Origin of the sequence: Alicyclobacillus sp. SO9 (assembly GCF_016406125.1) — a bacterium.
Lineage (GTDB): Bacteria > Bacillota > Bacilli > Alicyclobacillales > Alicyclobacillaceae > SO9.
In genome coordinates this window covers 1,883,265-1,900,024 of the sequence record NZ_CP066339.1, presented here as the reverse complement: position 1 = coordinate 1,900,024, position 16,760 = coordinate 1,883,265, and the positions used below count along the sequence as shown (strand labels likewise).

Here is a 16,760-nt window from a genome sequence, read left to right as displayed (position 1 = left end):
ATCCCCTAACGGTCCTATTCTCTAATTAATCGTCACTCGTGCCCCTGCCCATTCATACTCTCACATTGCCTGATTCGATTGTACGTCTTCGTAGCACTCTCTACACTGTACGACTTGTAACACCCGCATTGTTAACAAGCTCATTGTAGCATTGGATATGTGCTCTTTAGTCATTTGTTCCAGCGGGTTGAGACGTCATTCCCAGCATCGATTGCCTCAATTGATACAAGTCTTCGGCTGCTTTCTCCAACTGCTTACGATTGCGTAACTTGTTAACCCATTCCTGCGGCAAACCAAAGCTTTGGGTGGACAATCCTTTGAGACCCCCGGCAATCGCAGCGACTGTGTCCGAATCATAGCCCTCATTCGTCGCTTGCTGCACAACTTCCGCAAAAGAATCATAGGTCCATAACAGGTACAGGACCCACGTAAATGTATTCACCACAAATCCATCCGGAGAGCAGGAAGGACGGTCTAAGAACACGTTATGGTAGCGTGTACCATCGGTCTCCGCCACGAGGGCTAACAGCAAATTATCACCGTTCAACACCCTGGCTGCAATACGGTTGTAAATCAGACACGCTTCACTGGCGATGTCGTCATAATGAGTCATTTTGGACTGGCGCTCTGTGATATCTTCCATTTTATCGCTATCCGTGTACGCTAAGGCAACCGGTAGACACCGCATAAGCGATCCGTTTCCACCCGTATAACCATCAAATTCAAGGTGGGTCTGATAGGCGGCCTCGAGCCAGTCACCATTAAAGTGATCGAGTGAAGAACGAATCGTGTTGCCGATATCTTCTGGATCGGTTGCTTCCCAGCGTAAAAAAGCCTGCCCAATTGCATCAATAGGATTGTCCGGGGATTCCAGGATCCCCTCGGCCACACATAGACTCATTGCCGTGTCATCGGTGGTTTCTCCAGGTTTCAAGTGTAACCAGCCTCCACCGAGGATGTCTGTGACTGTGCCGTATTTCCGGCATATCTCGTTTGGTTCCATAAATTCCGTTGTTGCACCCATGGCATCGCCAATGGCGTGTCCAAGAATTGCCCCTTTGATACGATCAAGTGCGAATTCCTCTTCATCAAAGAAGTCTCTCTCCATCGCCAACTCTTCCTGCTCTTCCTCCGTATACAGGTCCGGTTCAAACCCATTCCCCAGTTGCTCCATCTCACGAACCATTTTCTTAAGCCACTGATTCTCGTTTTGAATAATGACGGTTGGGGACTGAAGCTCAACTAAACGCCGTAACCGCCGCAGGCGGTTTTCGATGCGAAGCCACTGAGGAATGACACGAGAGGTGTCTTCTTTTCCTAGCATTTGTTTAAGCTGATATACGAAGTCCACAACTAAAACAAGTTGATTGTTCAGTAATTCTTTCCGTCCTTCTTCTGTACCCGAATTCTCCATGATTTGGTCAATGTTCTCTAAGTGGTGGGTTAATCGCGTTAACACTCCATCAAATCGATTCATCATTCCGTCAAACTGACTCATACTAACCCCTCCCAGCGAATTATCTTGCTATCGAAGTAACCATCTTGCTTTCGAAGTAACCATATGGAAACAGTCAGGCCGATATCTCCTTTCATATCAACTAGACGGGATCATAATCAATGCATTTACTTGTTCAAGAATTTCACCAGCCGTGCCGTGAATGACCAAATCAAACCCATGGTCAAAGTCAGTCTCCTCCATATTGATGACCGCAATTTTACCGGCCGTCATAGAAGGCAGCTGGTTGACGGGGGATACTTGGAGACTCGTGCCGATGACAAGCACGAGATGGGCATTGGTTATCGCCCTAAGTGCCACATCCCATGCGCCTTGAGGCAGCATCTCTTGGAACAGAATGACGTTGGGCCTCAGATTCCCACCACAGTGAACACAGGCCTCCTTATTCAGAAACTCTTCCAACTCAGCGGTTGCATCACACCGCGAACAGCGGAATCTCCGAATTGTGCCATGTAATTCAGTGACGTTTGTACTACCCGCCAACTGATGTAAACCATCCACATTTTGTGTGGCAATGGTGTGCACCAGACCTCGTTCTTCCCAGTCACTGATAATTTGGTGGCCACGATTCGGTTGAACGTGGCCAAGAGCACGCAATCGACTCGAGTAAAATTCATGGAATAGGTCGTAGTTACTGCTCAGCACGGATGCGGTACTAATTGTTAACGGATCAACCTTGTTCCACCAACCATCTTCTGAACGATAATCCGGCACCCCGCTTTCCGTCGAGATACCGGCTCCAGTCAATATGACTGTAGACTGTGACCGTTGCATCCACAGAGCCAGCGTCTCCATTTTGGTCTGTACGTCCTCACCCAGACTTACGCGCCTCATCCATCATCCCCCTTTGAGCTTATAGCGGTTAAAATACAGGCATGTTCCAATGTTTTGACTGCGGGAAACTGATTCTATATATCGACACCGTAGCGTTGTTGATTCAACCTTACCTCCAGGGGGTGACAAAATACGTCAGTGCAACTCTTGTGAATACCCATTTCCTTGAACTGACTATGCAATCCCCGTACTCTTCCCTGCTACAGCTTCTTGACATTCCGGACACTGAAGCTCCTTTGGGACACCGTATAGCGTTACCGTCTCATTGCCGCATTGAGGACATAAAACTGGATGCATCAACTCGTGCGACGGGAGATAGGCCAGCATGTTTCGTACAATTGCGCTGCATTCAGAACAATGTCCAAGTTCCCATGACAAATACAGCAGAGGTTTACGCGGGCTGCCCTGTGCCTGGCCGGGTTTGAGAAAAGAAGGAACATCAATCGGCTGGCTTCGAACACGCGTACTCTCCTCTACCATGAGTGGGTGGTCAAGAAGTTCTGACCAGACCTGTAGCAAATTTGCATGTATATTGGCGGCGGTTCTAATCTGACGCTCAACGATTCGGTACGGATCCACAACAAAGTAATGTATGCCAAGCCACCCCTCGTATTGCCACCCGCAGGTACAGTCATATTTCATCCGCTGCATGTCAATTCCGCCTCTCCTTCTCTATTTTTACATGATTGTAAATCGGGTCAATCAGTGCGCTCGTGCACGTCTGGGGCTCTGCGCCGTCCCACGCCGCTCAATCTCGCGTTGCAGTTGAGAGGACCAAATCTCTTCACCCTTAGACCTATATTCAATCCGCTCACGCCAAAACCAGCTGTCCAACCCGCGGAGTTCATCGATGGTATCCAACAAACGACTGTTGAACTGCTGGTATCTAGACCGACTAGCACCTGCGTTGACTGCGCCGTGATGGAACACCAAGGGCCAGATTTCACGATACGTGAGGCCAAAAATCTTACCCTTTTGGCGATCACGATAGAGAAATGCAACCATAAGTCCCTTTGTGCTCAATCCGCCTTCAATATACAAAGTCTTAAGAAGTTCAATCGGGTTATCCGGATGACTGGGCCTCCCCATTTCTCGTACCCAATCATCTGTCTCACTGTCATCGTGATCCTCTACACAACACCCTAAAATGAACGTCCCATATTGATTGGTGTAATTCATGTCTACAATTCGGTACCTGCTCCAGGCGAGATTATAAGTCTGCCCCACTGTTACCGGAAAAGGAATGTCCTCTTTTACAAATAGACCAATTCGGTTTGTCAATGCGATAACCCCCTTGCAATCACTTAAAGCTGGTTGCATATGGATCTTGCCAAGTATAATTCGAAGGACTGACAAAGCGTGTCACTCATGTCGAACATGCTCCAAGAACGGGGGTCTGTATGAAATGAAGGATCGATGAGACTGAAATCTCACCGATCCCTCACCATCAGGACTCGAAGGCTGCAGAGATATATTGATGCAAACTATGAGCGATTTCACTTCTTTTAGGTTGTGTCTCTAGAACAAATCGAAATGAATCCACCAAAGCCTCAAGGAAACGACCCTCAAAATCTACGGACTGGTCGTCCTCCCTAAATTGACGATAGATTTGGTTTATCTCATGGTTCCGAAACGACAATTGCATAACTCCACAGTTATCATCGCCGAAAAATGATGAGGTAAGGACAGACTTGCGCCCCAATTGAAATTGAGACAAGTAATAATCTAGACTCTGAAACATTACACATCATCCTTTCTGAAATGGAGTTCCATACAGGTACCCATAGGCATGAGAGTACCCATACCCAGGTTGGTAACCAAACTAAAAGGGCCCTCCCGCAAGAAGCGGAAGGGAACCTTTGGTTACCAACATGAGTTGTTCAGATATTAGATTTACTTTCAAGAAGAAGTATTTACGTTGTTATGATATGACAGAATATTGGTGAAGTCAAGATAATGTTGATATTCCGAATAGGGTAACATTCGCCTTTGCAGTCCAATCAATACACAAACACGATGCCACCGTTATCCGTTTCATTCGTCCAGTTTAAACGCTCTCTTAAGATCCCTTCTGTTCGGGTATCCCAAAGTCTTTCCTTTAAAGAACTTTTCCAGATGGTTTCCAGCTATATCAGTCTGAACGTTTCTATATATTTGCTCCCAAGTACATCGTTTAAAACGCCGGTTCGAATTTTGAATAAGGTTCCTGCCAAACTGTTCTTCGACGTGGGGCTCCTTGTCTTCCAAAACTAGATTTACAAGAACAAACTTCTTCCCTTTCTCTTTTGCTATCCAGGTTCCAAGAAGCCACATTCGCATGAGTTCATAAAACCTGTCTTGCACAGCAACTGACTGAAAGTCAACATCATCTTGGAACACTTGACGAAACCAGTTATCCCCACCATCAACGTAATTGCTCTCCACTGCAAGGTTTGAGGGGGTCGTCCTATTTCCGGACGTGAACTTCGCCTCAATAAGCACAATGGTTGAAGGTGCTTCAATGATGAGGTCTGGCTCACTAGGATGGTTTTGATTTTCCTTAAAGATCTTTCTAACATCAACCAGCGGTTTCCACACGCTTTTATTCTCCTGCGAATAGGACCAGTAAATAAGGGAGTAGTCTTTCTCATTCTTGGTACCTAGACAAGTCTGAAGTGCCTTTCCTACCAGATTTTTCTTTTGCAAGTGACGGAATACATTCCATGTCACTGCGTCTTCACTCTTGTCCCGTGCAAGACGGGATTCGGCTTTATTCTCAACTATGGTCTGCATCAGTTGTCTGTCGTTATCATTTTGTTCCAAAAGGTTGTCCCAGAAATTCTTGTATTCCCACGTGGTAGGCGAAATATAAATCTTGTGATCTGTGCATAAGAATTGTTCTTCACGGCGAAATGACCTCCGTTGTCTTTTGACCACGGTCTGGCAGCCCTCGACTGGACATTGAACCGTCGTATCCGTTTCTTTAATCTGCTTCTTTAAGTCATCCCATAAGTACATAGACTCACACCCTTCACCCAATATTCGCTATTCTATGGTTGGACCATTACAAAATACTGCTAATTCTTAATTCTTTACTGACCGCCGCATACCTCTACCCATCTCTCGATTCTTGATGCGGCCAATCCATCCCGCTTCACCTCGCGCAACACTCTTCTGCGGAAATCTTCATGGACCCAGCGTGGCGACAATCGCTTCCACGGATACCTATCCAACAAAGCCAAACCTTCTTCGAAGGACTGTACCCAATTCCGCGGGCGAGAAACCAGTAACACTTCATCTTCATCGTCTAGAAAATCAGCCAGACCTGACTCGTCTCGACCCAATGCAAAGTTCCAGTCCCCATTTAATTCTTGCCGGCCCCATAAAGTAATGGACCCTCCTTCACCTACAACACGGACAATTACCTGCTCTTTACCTGAGTTAAACCCCAACACCCTTACCTCCATAAACGCGTTTTTGCTAAGCAGATTCAAAACTCTCCAAGCGTCCGACCTATCTTCTCTAATCTCTTGACCCGCTTTCTGGTCGGCGGATGTGTGTCGAACCACCTTTGCCCCCAGTGTGACCGAGGAACTGCCGATACGGAAAAGACCATAGACAGCATGGACGGCGCCTGAAAGAGCGAGTCCGCCACCTCCATTTTTTCTAACGCCAGCATCAACGGCCGGGCGCGGCCAGTGAGAAGTACAGCACCGTGATCGGCCATATATTCAGCACGTCTCATCACCACGTGCTGAATCAGCTGCAGTATCACGACACCGACAATACCGACGATAATGCCTAGACCTATCAAGAGAACTCCCCATCCTTCTGCAGATTCGGCTTGCTTTTTTGTCTCTGCTCTGCGAGCCGCCAGCAGCGAAGCAATTCCCATTCCTACTACCACTGCGGAAAGGGAAACAGCCATCCCCGTCAATGCTATCCACCATCCGTCAAAGAAGATGTCTTTGCGTTGGAGATGGGTCACTTCATGTGCCAAAACAGCAGACAGTTCTTCGTCTGTTAACATATTGAGGGCGCCCTCAGTTACACCAATCGATTGAGATTTAGAGAAAATACCGACAGCACACGCATTCGGTGCGTCTGTCGGCATGATAAAGATAGTCGGCATCGCCAGTCCGGTCTGACTACAGAGGGGATGGAGTAATCTCCGAATCCGTGAAATTCCCATGTGCGATGGATCTTCGGATGAATTCACTGATGCTTTCACATGTCCCCCAAGAATAAACACTGAATAGAACAGTCCAATAATGATGACCGATCCGCTGACGATAAGACCAATACGAACCCGTCCGAACTTCCATCCCACCCAGGCCCCAAATACGACAATACCCACCCACATGATGAGATATATCATCCACTTGCGTACATCAGCGCTTCGACGCCTCTTGAACAAATCGAACCGTTGGGATTGAGTGTCCACGTTCATTGCTCATCGCCTCCATCGCTATCAGTGTATCAGGAGGTACTGACAGAACACGTCACTAGAACGAACGTTCGGTCACTGTCGTACGTGGCGTACACATAACGACTGACACTTTGACACGGTGCTTCACAACGACATGCACCAGTAATCCTGCTGTAGTATGGAGGTTGATATCTTGGGATTCAGCGCTTCAAAATAAAGAACTCGACACCCCATAGGGTGCCGAAATCCCCATTTGTGTATGGCGGTCTAGAGTTCGGATCTTAGGTAAGCCCACCTATGTGGTGAAAGAACAGGAACTAATCGATGAGGTAGGGTAGTTTCAACGAACGGAAAACTCTAATAGAGTACGTATAGACAAATTTGCCAGTTTCAAATTGAGGTCGTAGCAGTTCAATGGCTACACCGTTGCCAGTGCATTTGCTATTATTCGTTGATAAACATAAAGCGCATACCTTGCTTGTACCTTGGAGAGTTATCAAACATTTCTTCAAAATCTATTGAGTGCTCAAGCCCATCCGTGTCTTGATAAACGACTTTCCATGCGGATGTGTTTGTGTCGTGAATGACTTTATCGAAGATATATGGATTTCCTTTGAAGTGCCATAATATTCGACCCTGAAAGGTTTTATTTAGTTGTTTAAGCAAGATTAACTGCTGTCGATAGCCTTCTTTCGGATAGGTCGCTGTGGACATTGCTTTATCAATTTCGTGAATAACGTTCCGCAAACGCTCAATCATCTCTATTTGCAGCTGTGAATCCATAACACCAAAGTAGTTTACTTTTTCTCTCAATAATTTGTCTTTTATATCTAGATATTTTTGGATGCGATTATAATCGATGGTTTCTAGAACATCTAGACGAGATGGATCTGAGTTCTCTTCGATATCAGAGAGTTTGGGATTAATTGCAGCCCGTTCACCCTTCAATCGGTCTATATATTCAGCATAGGGTTCGCCAGGTTGCTTTGTCACAAAATCTAATACGCGCACGATGTTTGGATCAATTCCAGCACGCAATAAGTCTTGTTTTGTCCATTCCGAATCCTCTATAACATCGTGCAATATGCCAATGACTTTTTCCGGCAAATTTCGCATTCTACCTGATACAGCGAGCGGATGTAATATGTATGCGATTCCTCCTTTGTCCACTTGTCCAGCATGGGCCTTGAGGGCAATTTCAATCGCCAACTCTAGCTGTTTGTTATAGTACTCGACGTCTATCTTCATTTAATCCATCCTTCTCTCTAGCGATTATTCCTTTAGGTTATCGATTCACTGCGGGTATCACTGCGGGAACTAATCTTTCATGATTAGGGTGATGGTATTGAATATTTACCCCTACGATAATGCAAGGCTCTTGTGACACGCGGCTTTGATGTAATACCTCGTCATAGAGCCAGGATAAAAAGAACGCATTGACTCTCTCGTCTGCTGGATATCGTTGCTCACTCCTCTGATTACCACTCCCTCAAGGTACTAATCCACATCTCTTTCGCCATCTACGACATCGTCTCCGACGGCTCCAACACCACCTTTGGGCTAATCCCACCATAAAGCACGCTCATAATCGTTGGCACATAGCGGTCCATCATCCAGAAGTTCCTGAAGACCACATTTCGGACCAGGGTTGGCGTTACTTCCGCGTCAGCAGCATCAAGCCCAGTACGAAAGTATAGGTCCCCTTCGTCAAAGCTCATCTCAAAGTTACCGTGCCTCAACACATAATTGATTCGGGTAAGTAACTCAGCGATGACTCCTCGTTTCTCAGGCGGGACCTTTACCGGAAATTCTGAGTACATGACCAACTCCCTATCCTCTTCGTCGAGCACCATATGCGCGTCCACATCAAGGTTTTCACCCTTCATGCCAAACCGAAGCAATCTCTCGTTGACATACTCGTAGTTCCACTCTTCCTCTTTGAAAAACGCATCTACAGCATCGTGAAGTGCTTGCAGGTCCATACCATCTTCACCCCTTGTCCCTTGTAATGAATTCAGCTGACAAGCACCAACGCCATTAATCTTCTGGCTGACATCTCTCCGAATTCCTTCCCCAGTTTCGCCAGTTGCTTAATCCGCTTCCTCGTCTTTAGATGAGTATCAAGCATGCGCTGCCACCAATGTGTGGGGAACGGCGGAAACGGAAAATACCATAGATAACATAGACGGAACGTCAAACACAACACCGGCAGATTTCAGCTTCTGAAGCGCCTGCATTAAAGGCTTCGCGCGTTCAGTCAATAGGACGGCTCCGGCGTCTGCCATGTATTCAGCTCGTCGTCATTTAACAATCGCATGGCTCCCTGGGTGACGCCTATCGATCGCGCTCGGCGAAAGATACCCACGGCACATGCATTGGGTGCAGTGGTTGGAATGATAAACACGGTCGGCATCCTGATGCCGGCTCTCTTACACAAAGGCTAAACAAGCGCTTCACCCGCAGCGCATGTGGATGGTGCTCATTGTCGTCAGATTGCACCTCTGACTTTAGATGCCAGCCGAGAACAAACAGGGAGTAAAACAGTGCAAAGCCGATAAGGGACCCACTCGTTATCAAGCCCGCGCGTAGGTGACCATATTTCATTCCTAGCCATACGCCCAGAACCATAGTGCCAACCCACAAATGAGATAGAGCATCCACTTGCATAGGTCCGCCCCGCGACGTCGTTGGAACAACCGGCTCTGGACCATCTCCGTATCCAAATTCACCGTCCCCACCTCCCACTAGCCCAACTATAGCAAGCGGAGGTGTCAAGACATGTCACAGGAACGTATGTTTGATTCAGTTGCGGATGTACGAATTGATGGATGATTCCGGAAAATCGATATAGAGTCAGGGTTCCTTCTCTCTCATACGAAGAGTACTTGATTGTCATCTTCGCGACTTCTCCCTTAATGTGCTCGCGCACCTCTGCGGGAGCCGTCACTTCAACGGAAGGGCCATATTGTAGAATGTAACGAATGAACTACGGATTGACGCGAACAGGAAACCGCAACATATAGCGACCGACACCTGCGAGACTGACTCCAGACCGCTCCACACCTGCCCATATCTCCTCAATTCTTCATATAAATATAAATTCCTCCAAATAAGAGGGGATTCCTGCATCTAGTCACCTTACCCTAACACCTCATCCAATTTCGGCAGAACCTCCCCCGCCTTGCCGTGTATTACGATATCAAACATTTCGTCTTGCTCTGTCTCCTCCGCGTTGATTATCGCAACTTTTCCGCTTGTCAGTGATGGCAAGGTGTTGACGGGTGAGACCTGGAGGCTGGACCCAATGACCACAACCAAATCGGCCTGACGGATAGCAGCAAGAGCGCGCTCCCAAGCATCACGTGGAAGCAATTCACCAAACAGTACGAGATTCGGTCTCAGCTTACCACCACATTGGCTGCACCTGTCCCCAGCAACAAACTCGTCAATGCTTGCCGGACTTTGGCAGTCATGACAGCGAATCGTCCTGATGGAACCGTGCAATTCATACACCTCTTTACTCCCGGCTGCTTGGTGAAAACCGTCAACGTTCTGTGTGGCCACGCAATCAATCAGCCCTTGTTCTTCCCACTTGGCCAGGATGTAGTGACCGCCACTCGGCACTCGTGACTCTAGGTTTTCGATTCTCATCTGATAAAATTCGTGAAAGAGACTATAGTTTTCCTTCAAAGCGTCCACTGTCGCCACCGTGGTGGGATCGATATTACGCCACCAGCCATCCTTTGATCGAAAATCCGGTATATCGCTTTCCGTGGACATGCCGGCACCAGTAAGAATCACTGTGGATTGAGATTTCTTCATCAATAGAGACAATTCCCCAAGAGCACCTCCGTCACCAAAACAGACCCGCGACCAGCGGTTTAGGTCTCGACCGTGATCCATCCAGTCGAGCCGGTTCACTACTTCCTTCCAAACCTTTGCCGCAAAATCCGGATGGACTTTACGTGGAGAGAGCCGATACCACGGGTAGCGCTGCACGAGTTGGAGTGCTTCCTCCCAAGAATCCACAACTTTGCTCTTTCGTACAAGAGAATCGGTCGGCCGATCTGCAATATCTCCAAGTGCGCTTTCCTCCGTGGTACGGCTAAAACGCCATCCATTCTCTGACGATACACCGTACAGAGTAATGCTCCCGCCTTCGCCTCCGACCTCAAGCACAACTTCGAACTGATTGGCCATATTACCCACCCTTTCTACAAACTATCAAAATGTCTTAAACTAGGATTACGTCACTCCGCTTCGATGGCTATTTCCTTTTGCTCTCTCCGGGGTAGGAGCCATTAACACTGCAAAATACCAACACAGACAGTGCAACCCCGATGATCCAACACGTCCGCAATCACTAATATCTCGTGGACGGCTTTACCCGTTTCAGTATCTCTTTAATGACGATTTTATCTATAACGAGAAAATTGCCGCGAGTCACACTCACTCAAACCAAATCGTTGCCAAATATTGCATCCCCGGCCGGTCCCTTCCCATGATTCGTTCCACGCGTATAGACTTCTGCCACGGAGTTCCACAATGATTACAATTCCCGGTGCGCCCGCGTAGAGTCCTGATACTTGTCTTCATAGTCGTCCACCATGCAGTACTCATAGTAGTCGTCAAGCTCCTAATTCACAACAGTTTTGTAGGCCGCTACGAGATCGTTCAACACAGGTTCTTTATTCTTTTCGAGCATGGGACAGGGATGATAGTAGGCCAACTGAATCTTGGGATGAGGCTTACCGAAATAAGCAATTTTCTCTTTCTCAAGTGTGCAGATCCAGCGCTTTCTTCGTTCTTGTAGCCGCCCCCACCTCTCCTTCCTCTTCAGACCCCAGCCAATTAAGAACCAAGGGTGCTGGTGAATCTCTGCGGTCGATGGCATTTCGAAATCCGGAGACAAGCCGCTAAACACCTGTGATTCGAAGGTATCAATCGCCGTTTCAGCCTTTGCACCTTGAAGCGAAAACAGGTTGTAGATATGCAACTGACCGTTTGGTCCGTCCGGGCTTGTGCATATGCGGTTGACAAACTTGATGAGCTGTCTCATGGTCGGGTCCGGTTTCACGATGCCTGAATAGTTTCCAGTACTTTTAAGCGCCTCCTGCACATCTGGATCATCGCTGCCTGCCGCACCGGGATTTAGTAGCGTCACCGCACCGAGTGACGTTGTAGCTGTTCCAAATTGCAAATAAGCCGAAGGACGATACGTGTGAATCCCGTCCTTCCGAAAGACACTGTAAACCGTTGGATCGTTCATACTCCTAACCTCCAATAAGGTGTGTAAATTAGAGCGATGCAGGGAGTGCCCGGCCTTAGTCCAACTCGCCGTCATCGTCGTCAACATCGAGATAGAATTCGTCATCTTCATCATTTGGTGGGCCGTCGGGATAGTGCGATTTGTACCAAATCCCCAAAGGCCGAAAGGAAGGCTCAATTGCAACGAAATCCTCAAATGTGATGTCATCAGGTTGCAGGTCCGCATCGTCTCCGGGGAGTCGCACGAATACCCATTCTTCTTCCTCATCCCCTTCCCTCAGGTCATACATAAAGGATTCGCCCCGCTTAACACAGTCCCAAATGTAGTCCTTCAAGTCTTCGCGTGCAGCCATTCTTCCAACCTCGGCGAGCATTGACCCAATTCCTACACGATTCGTCACCAACATTCCCAGTAGATAATCACCCAGCCAATTTGTCACCGTGAATCCCTCCTTTTAAGACAGAGTCTACTGTCGCAGGCGTAAGGAATTTCGCTGGAATCTGTTGTTCCGCGTCCCGGTCCGTACAGCCACCAGAAGTTTGTCTGTGGCCGGAGTTGCCGACCCATTGCTCACCATCGGCGGCTCACCCTCTTGCCGCTAACAACTTTAGGGTATCAAAAAGGGGTGGAAGAAAATCCACCACCCCCGTTGTGCACTATTGTGTTTTGTATACAGGGTAAAGTCTCGCGAAAAGATAAAGTATACTGCCCACACTATTGGCCCGGTAGAGTGTAAGACTGTACCATTTTCTGTGCCTCACACCTCAACCTCTCTGCTAGTTCCGGCGGAGACAGAACCTTGGCATCCGCTCCCCATGTAAGTAGCCAACGAAAGAGGCCCTCACTCACCGCCGCTGGGAAGACCACGATGAAGGACTTGTCATCGGCTACACGAAGTGCTGCTTTTTCTCCAAACCTATCCATCACTACGTTTAACAGAGAATTGTCGAACTGAACGCGGATTTGATTTACCGGTCCTGGATACATGTGAAACGTCTTCTTGACGTGTTGGGCTACATTAAAATTAGGCTCTACAAATGATTCATTCAATTCAGTCACCGCGTACAACCGGTCAACTCTAAATGTCTTTACACCGTCGAATCCGTCTTGCTTCGCAATGAGATAGTAGTTGTCCTGGTTCCATACCAAGGCATACGGAGAAACCACGTAATGAAAGCCATCTCTATGGAACACGAGTCTCTTATTAATATCGAATTTACGGTATTGGAACGTGATCCTTTTCCGATTCAGAATTGCTTCGTGAATGTCTCTAATATAATGCTTCACAAACCCCATGTTCGTTTTCACGTGTTCTTCCACAAACAAACGGTTGCTGAGTCGCTTGGCTTGATGCTGACTTACAAGTAACTTTAACTTTGTAATTAACTGCTCGGAATCCTGAACTGTTAGGCAGTGTGCAGAGGCAACAGCGTCAATTAAAAGGCGTACTTCATGCAGGCCAAACCGTCTGTCCATCCACTTATACCGAGTGGGATATCCGATGGCCTTCTCCTCGCCAATCCAAAAGCCGTGGTCCTGCAAGCTCTTAATGTCTTCACGGAGCACAGGATCTGTTACCTCAAAGGAGGTTCCAAACTTAACCTTAAGTTCTCGGGTTAACTCGGACAGAGAGATGCCATGGTCCTCATCGGTCTTTTCCTGCAGGATTTCCATGACCGAAAGGAATCTACGACGACTGTTGACGCCGGGTACGGCTACCATAATAGTCCCACTCCTTTCGGAGCATCTATTGTGACGCTCTCATGAGGTGCTGAATCGTTTCCGTCGTCCTTTGTACCTTTTCCTTGAATCCTCTTTGTGTGCGTCCCTGCCCAATCGGAAATGGAGAAACAGCGAACGTCATCCCATGGCGCACAAAAGTACTACCCCCAACGTCCCTATAAACCCGCCCCGGGTCGATGAGCGCCAAGCAGGATGAGCAGATTGGGATTGCACAACTCTACCTCCTTCCACAGAAGGTCGCTACTTAAAGAGATATCAAAGCAACCATCGTCTTGCATGCCCCGTTGGTGTACTTTCGCAGCATCCGTAACGAAGCAATAATCGATATTTACTCCCCATCTCTTCATAGCAATCCAACCTGCTAAACCGGAACAGCTTAGGGTCCTGTAATTCATTCGCATAGGCATCGTATTGAACCCGGACTGCATGTTCATACAACGCTATGCTACCGGAATCCGGCGCCAAGCTATCTCGTTCTCATTTCCTTCTCTCAACCCAAGCAAACCTTGCAGGGCCGGACATTGGCAGGAGCATCATTTTGCCGTTTGATACAATAGTATCGCCCATTTCCCCCAACGTTTTCGATAACCTTTGTTCAAAAGTTATCTTCGCTAACGTACGTGCACCCTACTTCATGTACCTTAGTTCCATTCGCCGTATCTGTAATGACAAAATACCCTTTACTCCCGGATCGATACCCGCGGAATTCACTTAACGCCTTGACTTCACGCAACGCTCTCGCCACCTATTCGAATGACGTATTGTAATAGTAAATTCAACCAATCCGTCACTGATTCCTTCAGAAGCTGAGAGTGTAAAGGTCTATAGGTCCTGCCTAAACCCAATTTGCCACTAGTGGCTTGTCAGAGTCAAAAGCTACTTCCTCAAAACTCCGATCTTAAGATTGACCCAGAGAAGTGAACAGAACTAGCCCGCATTCTACTCGGCGTCTGTTTATTTAGCACTTCCCTTTTCGGTTACCACAGATTGACCACACTGTACATCTCCTCAACGCCACTGCTGGTATCTTCAAAGTGCTATGCTTCTTAACGCAACCTGTGGCCTTTCTGGCGAAATAGGCCTTTTCCGTCAGCTTTGCAAGATGTGCATCGACTGGCAGTCATGACAGCGAATAGTCCCCGGATGGATCTATTTAACTCGTATACCTCTTTCCTCCCTGCCGCTTGGTAGAAACCGTCAACGTTCTGTGTGGTCACGCAATCAATCAGTCGTTGTACTTCCCAGTTGGCCAGGGTATAACGAGCGTCATATTGCGCTCGCGTCGGTAGGTTTTCGATTCTTTTCCGATAAAATTATTGAAGAGACTATGGTTTTCCTTCAAAGCGCCACTGTCGCCGCCGTGATTGGATCGACATTAAACCCCCGGCCCAGATACAAATTACCGGATTTCGACTTACTCACCGTGGAACCAAACGGTGTGACACACGATTTCCCATCATCAATGTTCCAGCCGAGCAACCACACGATTAGGTATAGAACTTCGGATAGTTATTCACCTAGGAACGTCACAAACTCCATGCTGGAAGACGGATGGCCCATCAATAGCCCATGGAGGTAATTCGCTCCATCATCCACGGAGAATATCTGATCCAGATATCGAACTTCCCTCGGCAAATCCTTCGTCCGCGCCTCCATGTGTTTGCAGAATTCGTCCTTCTCACTGTCCACGCGCAAGAATGGAATGCACATTGAATGGTGGAAAGAGCTTGTATTGTTTTTGATGGTCAACATTCCAGGGGAGGCATCCAGCCCGGTCGTGGTATGGTGGTTGCGACATTGTCTCCAGTCTGAGTCTTGAAATGCCGACTGCCAAACCTTTGTTGCGGCCGTCAACAATTCCTAATTAACGTCTCGTTGACTATCGGAATTGCCCAATGGGTTTACACACAAACGTAAAAAATCGGCACCCCTGAAGGTGCCGAAATCCCTTGCTAGATATGGCGGAGAGGGTGGGATTCGAACCCACGGAGCCCTTGCGAACTCGACGGTTTTCAAGACCGCTGCCTTAAACCACTCGACCACCTCTCCAAAACCGTGTTTGGAAAAACAGCCTTGGAATTCCGATGAAACCCACTCAATCCCTTAATTCTCAAGGGAAAAAGGCACCTCTTCCGCCCAATTTGTGAACCTATATTTTGCTCTTTCAAGAAACGATCCGTTGCTAGACTCCAACGGTCTATCAAAAAGCGTTCCATTTTTGTGCTTGACCGTTGCATTCACGTACATTATAGATATAGTGACGATTGCCAGCAACCCGTCCAGATATTCAATCGAGTTAGTACGTGACTACGGAGTTCTCTGCTCTTTCACCCCATTCGACTATTGAAATATCTATCCTTCGTTCGGTTCAACCAAACCGTATTAGACCAATTCTTCATCATTTAATCGCCTCCGGCCTGCCTCTTCAAATGCCTCGTAACCTTCGCTCGATTTCCACACCTTCTCATGGAACACCACTTTCTCCGTCCCGCCCTATCCACGAACATAAACAGGCATTCGGGATTCGCACACTTGCGCACATGCTCTAGTTGGCCTTCACCAATCATTCGCAACACATCCGCTGCTACCAGCGAGCACAACTTCTCAACCGGATCCCCAACTGGCACATGGACGACCCGACCTTCATGCAACTTCATCGCAAAAGGGGCTTTTTCAATGTATGATTCCATCTGTTTAACGAACCGTGGACCCACCTCTTCACATTCCGCTGTTTGTTCCACGTTGTCTCGAATCTCTTCCCTTAATTCATGAACCTTCCCCATGGCCTCCTCAGGCCATATTTCAACCTCAAACGGAAGTTGTTCCTTCGAGACTGCTCCTTCTAACTCTTCATCCGTTAGCCAAACAGAAAACGTATCGGCAGTGTCAATGTAATCCTTCCGTATCCCTCTGCGGATCTCTTCCGTATTCACAAAATCGATAGCCAAGTTTCCCTCCACTAATGGTCCTGTGGTCTTCATGGCTTATCC

At 47.7% G+C, this 16,760-nt stretch carries 17 protein-coding genes, 1 tRNA gene and 1 pseudogene; all 19 read right to left on the bottom strand.

The window, feature by feature from the left end:
- Positions 1–166: 166 nt before the first annotated feature.
- Positions 167–1,498 (bottom strand): ADP-ribosylglycohydrolase family protein, encoded by a 1,332-nt coding sequence (locus tag GI364_RS08555; protein WP_233096068.1) that lies wholly within the window; start codon positions 1,496–1,498, stop codon positions 167–169.
- A 96-nt stretch (positions 1,499–1,594) separates the two neighbouring features.
- Positions 1,595–2,350, bottom strand: a complete 756-nt coding sequence (locus GI364_RS08550) for an SIR2 family NAD-dependent protein deacylase (RefSeq protein ID WP_233096067.1) — start codon at positions 2,348–2,350, stop codon at positions 1,595–1,597.
- Positions 2,351–2,524: 174 nt separating this feature from the next.
- Positions 2,525–3,001: a hypothetical protein gene (locus GI364_RS08545; RefSeq protein ID WP_198853196.1), complete on the bottom strand. Its 477-nt coding sequence runs from the start codon at positions 2,999–3,001 to the stop codon at positions 2,525–2,527.
- 51 nt (positions 3,002–3,052) lie between these two features.
- Positions 3,053–3,631, bottom strand: a complete 579-nt coding sequence (locus GI364_RS08540; RefSeq protein WP_198853195.1) for a hypothetical protein — start codon at positions 3,629–3,631, stop codon at positions 3,053–3,055.
- Between the two features lie 753 nt (positions 3,632–4,384).
- Positions 4,385–5,347 carry a PGN_0703 family putative restriction endonuclease gene (locus tag GI364_RS08535; RefSeq protein ID WP_198853194.1) on the bottom strand — a complete coding sequence of 321 codons (963 nt, stop codon included), beginning with the start codon at positions 5,345–5,347 and terminating at the stop codon, positions 4,385–4,387.
- Positions 5,348–5,421: 74 nt separating this feature from the next.
- Positions 5,422–5,781 carry a hypothetical protein gene (locus GI364_RS08530; protein WP_198853193.1) on the bottom strand — a complete coding sequence of 120 codons (360 nt, stop codon included), beginning with the start codon at positions 5,779–5,781 and terminating at the stop codon, positions 5,422–5,424.
- Between the two features lie 38 nt (positions 5,782–5,819).
- Positions 5,820–6,779 carry a M48 family metallopeptidase gene (locus GI364_RS08525; RefSeq protein WP_198853192.1) on the bottom strand — a complete coding sequence of 320 codons (960 nt, stop codon included), beginning with the start codon at positions 6,777–6,779 and terminating at the stop codon, positions 5,820–5,822.
- A 423-nt stretch (positions 6,780–7,202) separates the two neighbouring features.
- Entirely contained in the window at positions 7,203–8,006 is an 804-nt protein-coding gene (locus tag GI364_RS08520; protein WP_198853191.1) for a hypothetical protein, read from the bottom strand.
- Positions 8,007–8,278: 272 nt separating this feature from the next.
- Entirely contained in the window at positions 8,279–8,740 is a 462-nt protein-coding gene (locus tag GI364_RS08515) for a YbjN domain-containing protein (protein ID WP_198853190.1), read from the bottom strand.
- A gap of 138 nt (positions 8,741–8,878) precedes the next feature.
- Complete coding sequence (locus GI364_RS08510; RefSeq protein ID WP_198853189.1) at positions 8,879–9,043, bottom strand: hypothetical protein; 165 nt, start codon at positions 9,041–9,043, stop codon at positions 8,879–8,881.
- A 440-nt stretch (positions 9,044–9,483) separates the two neighbouring features.
- Positions 9,484–9,732, bottom strand: coding sequence for a hypothetical protein (locus tag GI364_RS25375; protein ID WP_370541854.1), 249 nt, complete (start codon positions 9,730–9,732; stop codon positions 9,484–9,486).
- Positions 9,733–9,896: 164 nt separating this feature from the next.
- Positions 9,897–10,958, bottom strand: coding sequence for an SIR2 family NAD-dependent protein deacylase (locus GI364_RS25370; protein WP_370541839.1), 1,062 nt, complete (start codon positions 10,956–10,958; stop codon positions 9,897–9,899).
- A 436-nt stretch (positions 10,959–11,394) separates the two neighbouring features.
- Positions 11,395–12,027 carry a hypothetical protein gene (locus GI364_RS08500; RefSeq protein ID WP_198853188.1) on the bottom strand — a complete coding sequence of 211 codons (633 nt, stop codon included), beginning with the start codon at positions 12,025–12,027 and terminating at the stop codon, positions 11,395–11,397.
- 55 nt (positions 12,028–12,082) lie between these two features.
- On the bottom strand, positions 12,083–12,466 hold the full coding sequence (locus GI364_RS08495) for a hypothetical protein (RefSeq protein WP_198853187.1): 384 nt from the start codon (positions 12,464–12,466) through the stop codon (positions 12,083–12,085).
- 275 nt (positions 12,467–12,741) lie between these two features.
- Complete coding sequence (locus tag GI364_RS08490) at positions 12,742–13,749, bottom strand: helix-turn-helix transcriptional regulator (protein ID WP_198853186.1); 1,008 nt, start codon at positions 13,747–13,749, stop codon at positions 12,742–12,744.
- 176 nt (positions 13,750–13,925) lie between these two features.
- Complete coding sequence (locus GI364_RS08485) at positions 13,926–14,117, bottom strand: hypothetical protein (protein WP_198853185.1); 192 nt, start codon at positions 14,115–14,117, stop codon at positions 13,926–13,928.
- Between the two features lie 699 nt (positions 14,118–14,816).
- Positions 14,817–15,071: pseudogene (locus tag GI364_RS25365) on the bottom strand (Sir2 family NAD-dependent protein deacetylase); the annotation flags it as partial.
- A gap of 658 nt (positions 15,072–15,729) precedes the next feature.
- Positions 15,730–15,819, bottom strand: a tRNA-Ser gene (locus tag GI364_RS08475).
- A 353-nt stretch (positions 15,820–16,172) separates the two neighbouring features.
- Positions 16,173–16,751, bottom strand: a complete 579-nt coding sequence (locus tag GI364_RS08470; RefSeq protein ID WP_198853184.1) for a CGNR zinc finger domain-containing protein — start codon at positions 16,749–16,751, stop codon at positions 16,173–16,175.
- Positions 16,752–16,760: the final 9 nt, after the last annotated feature.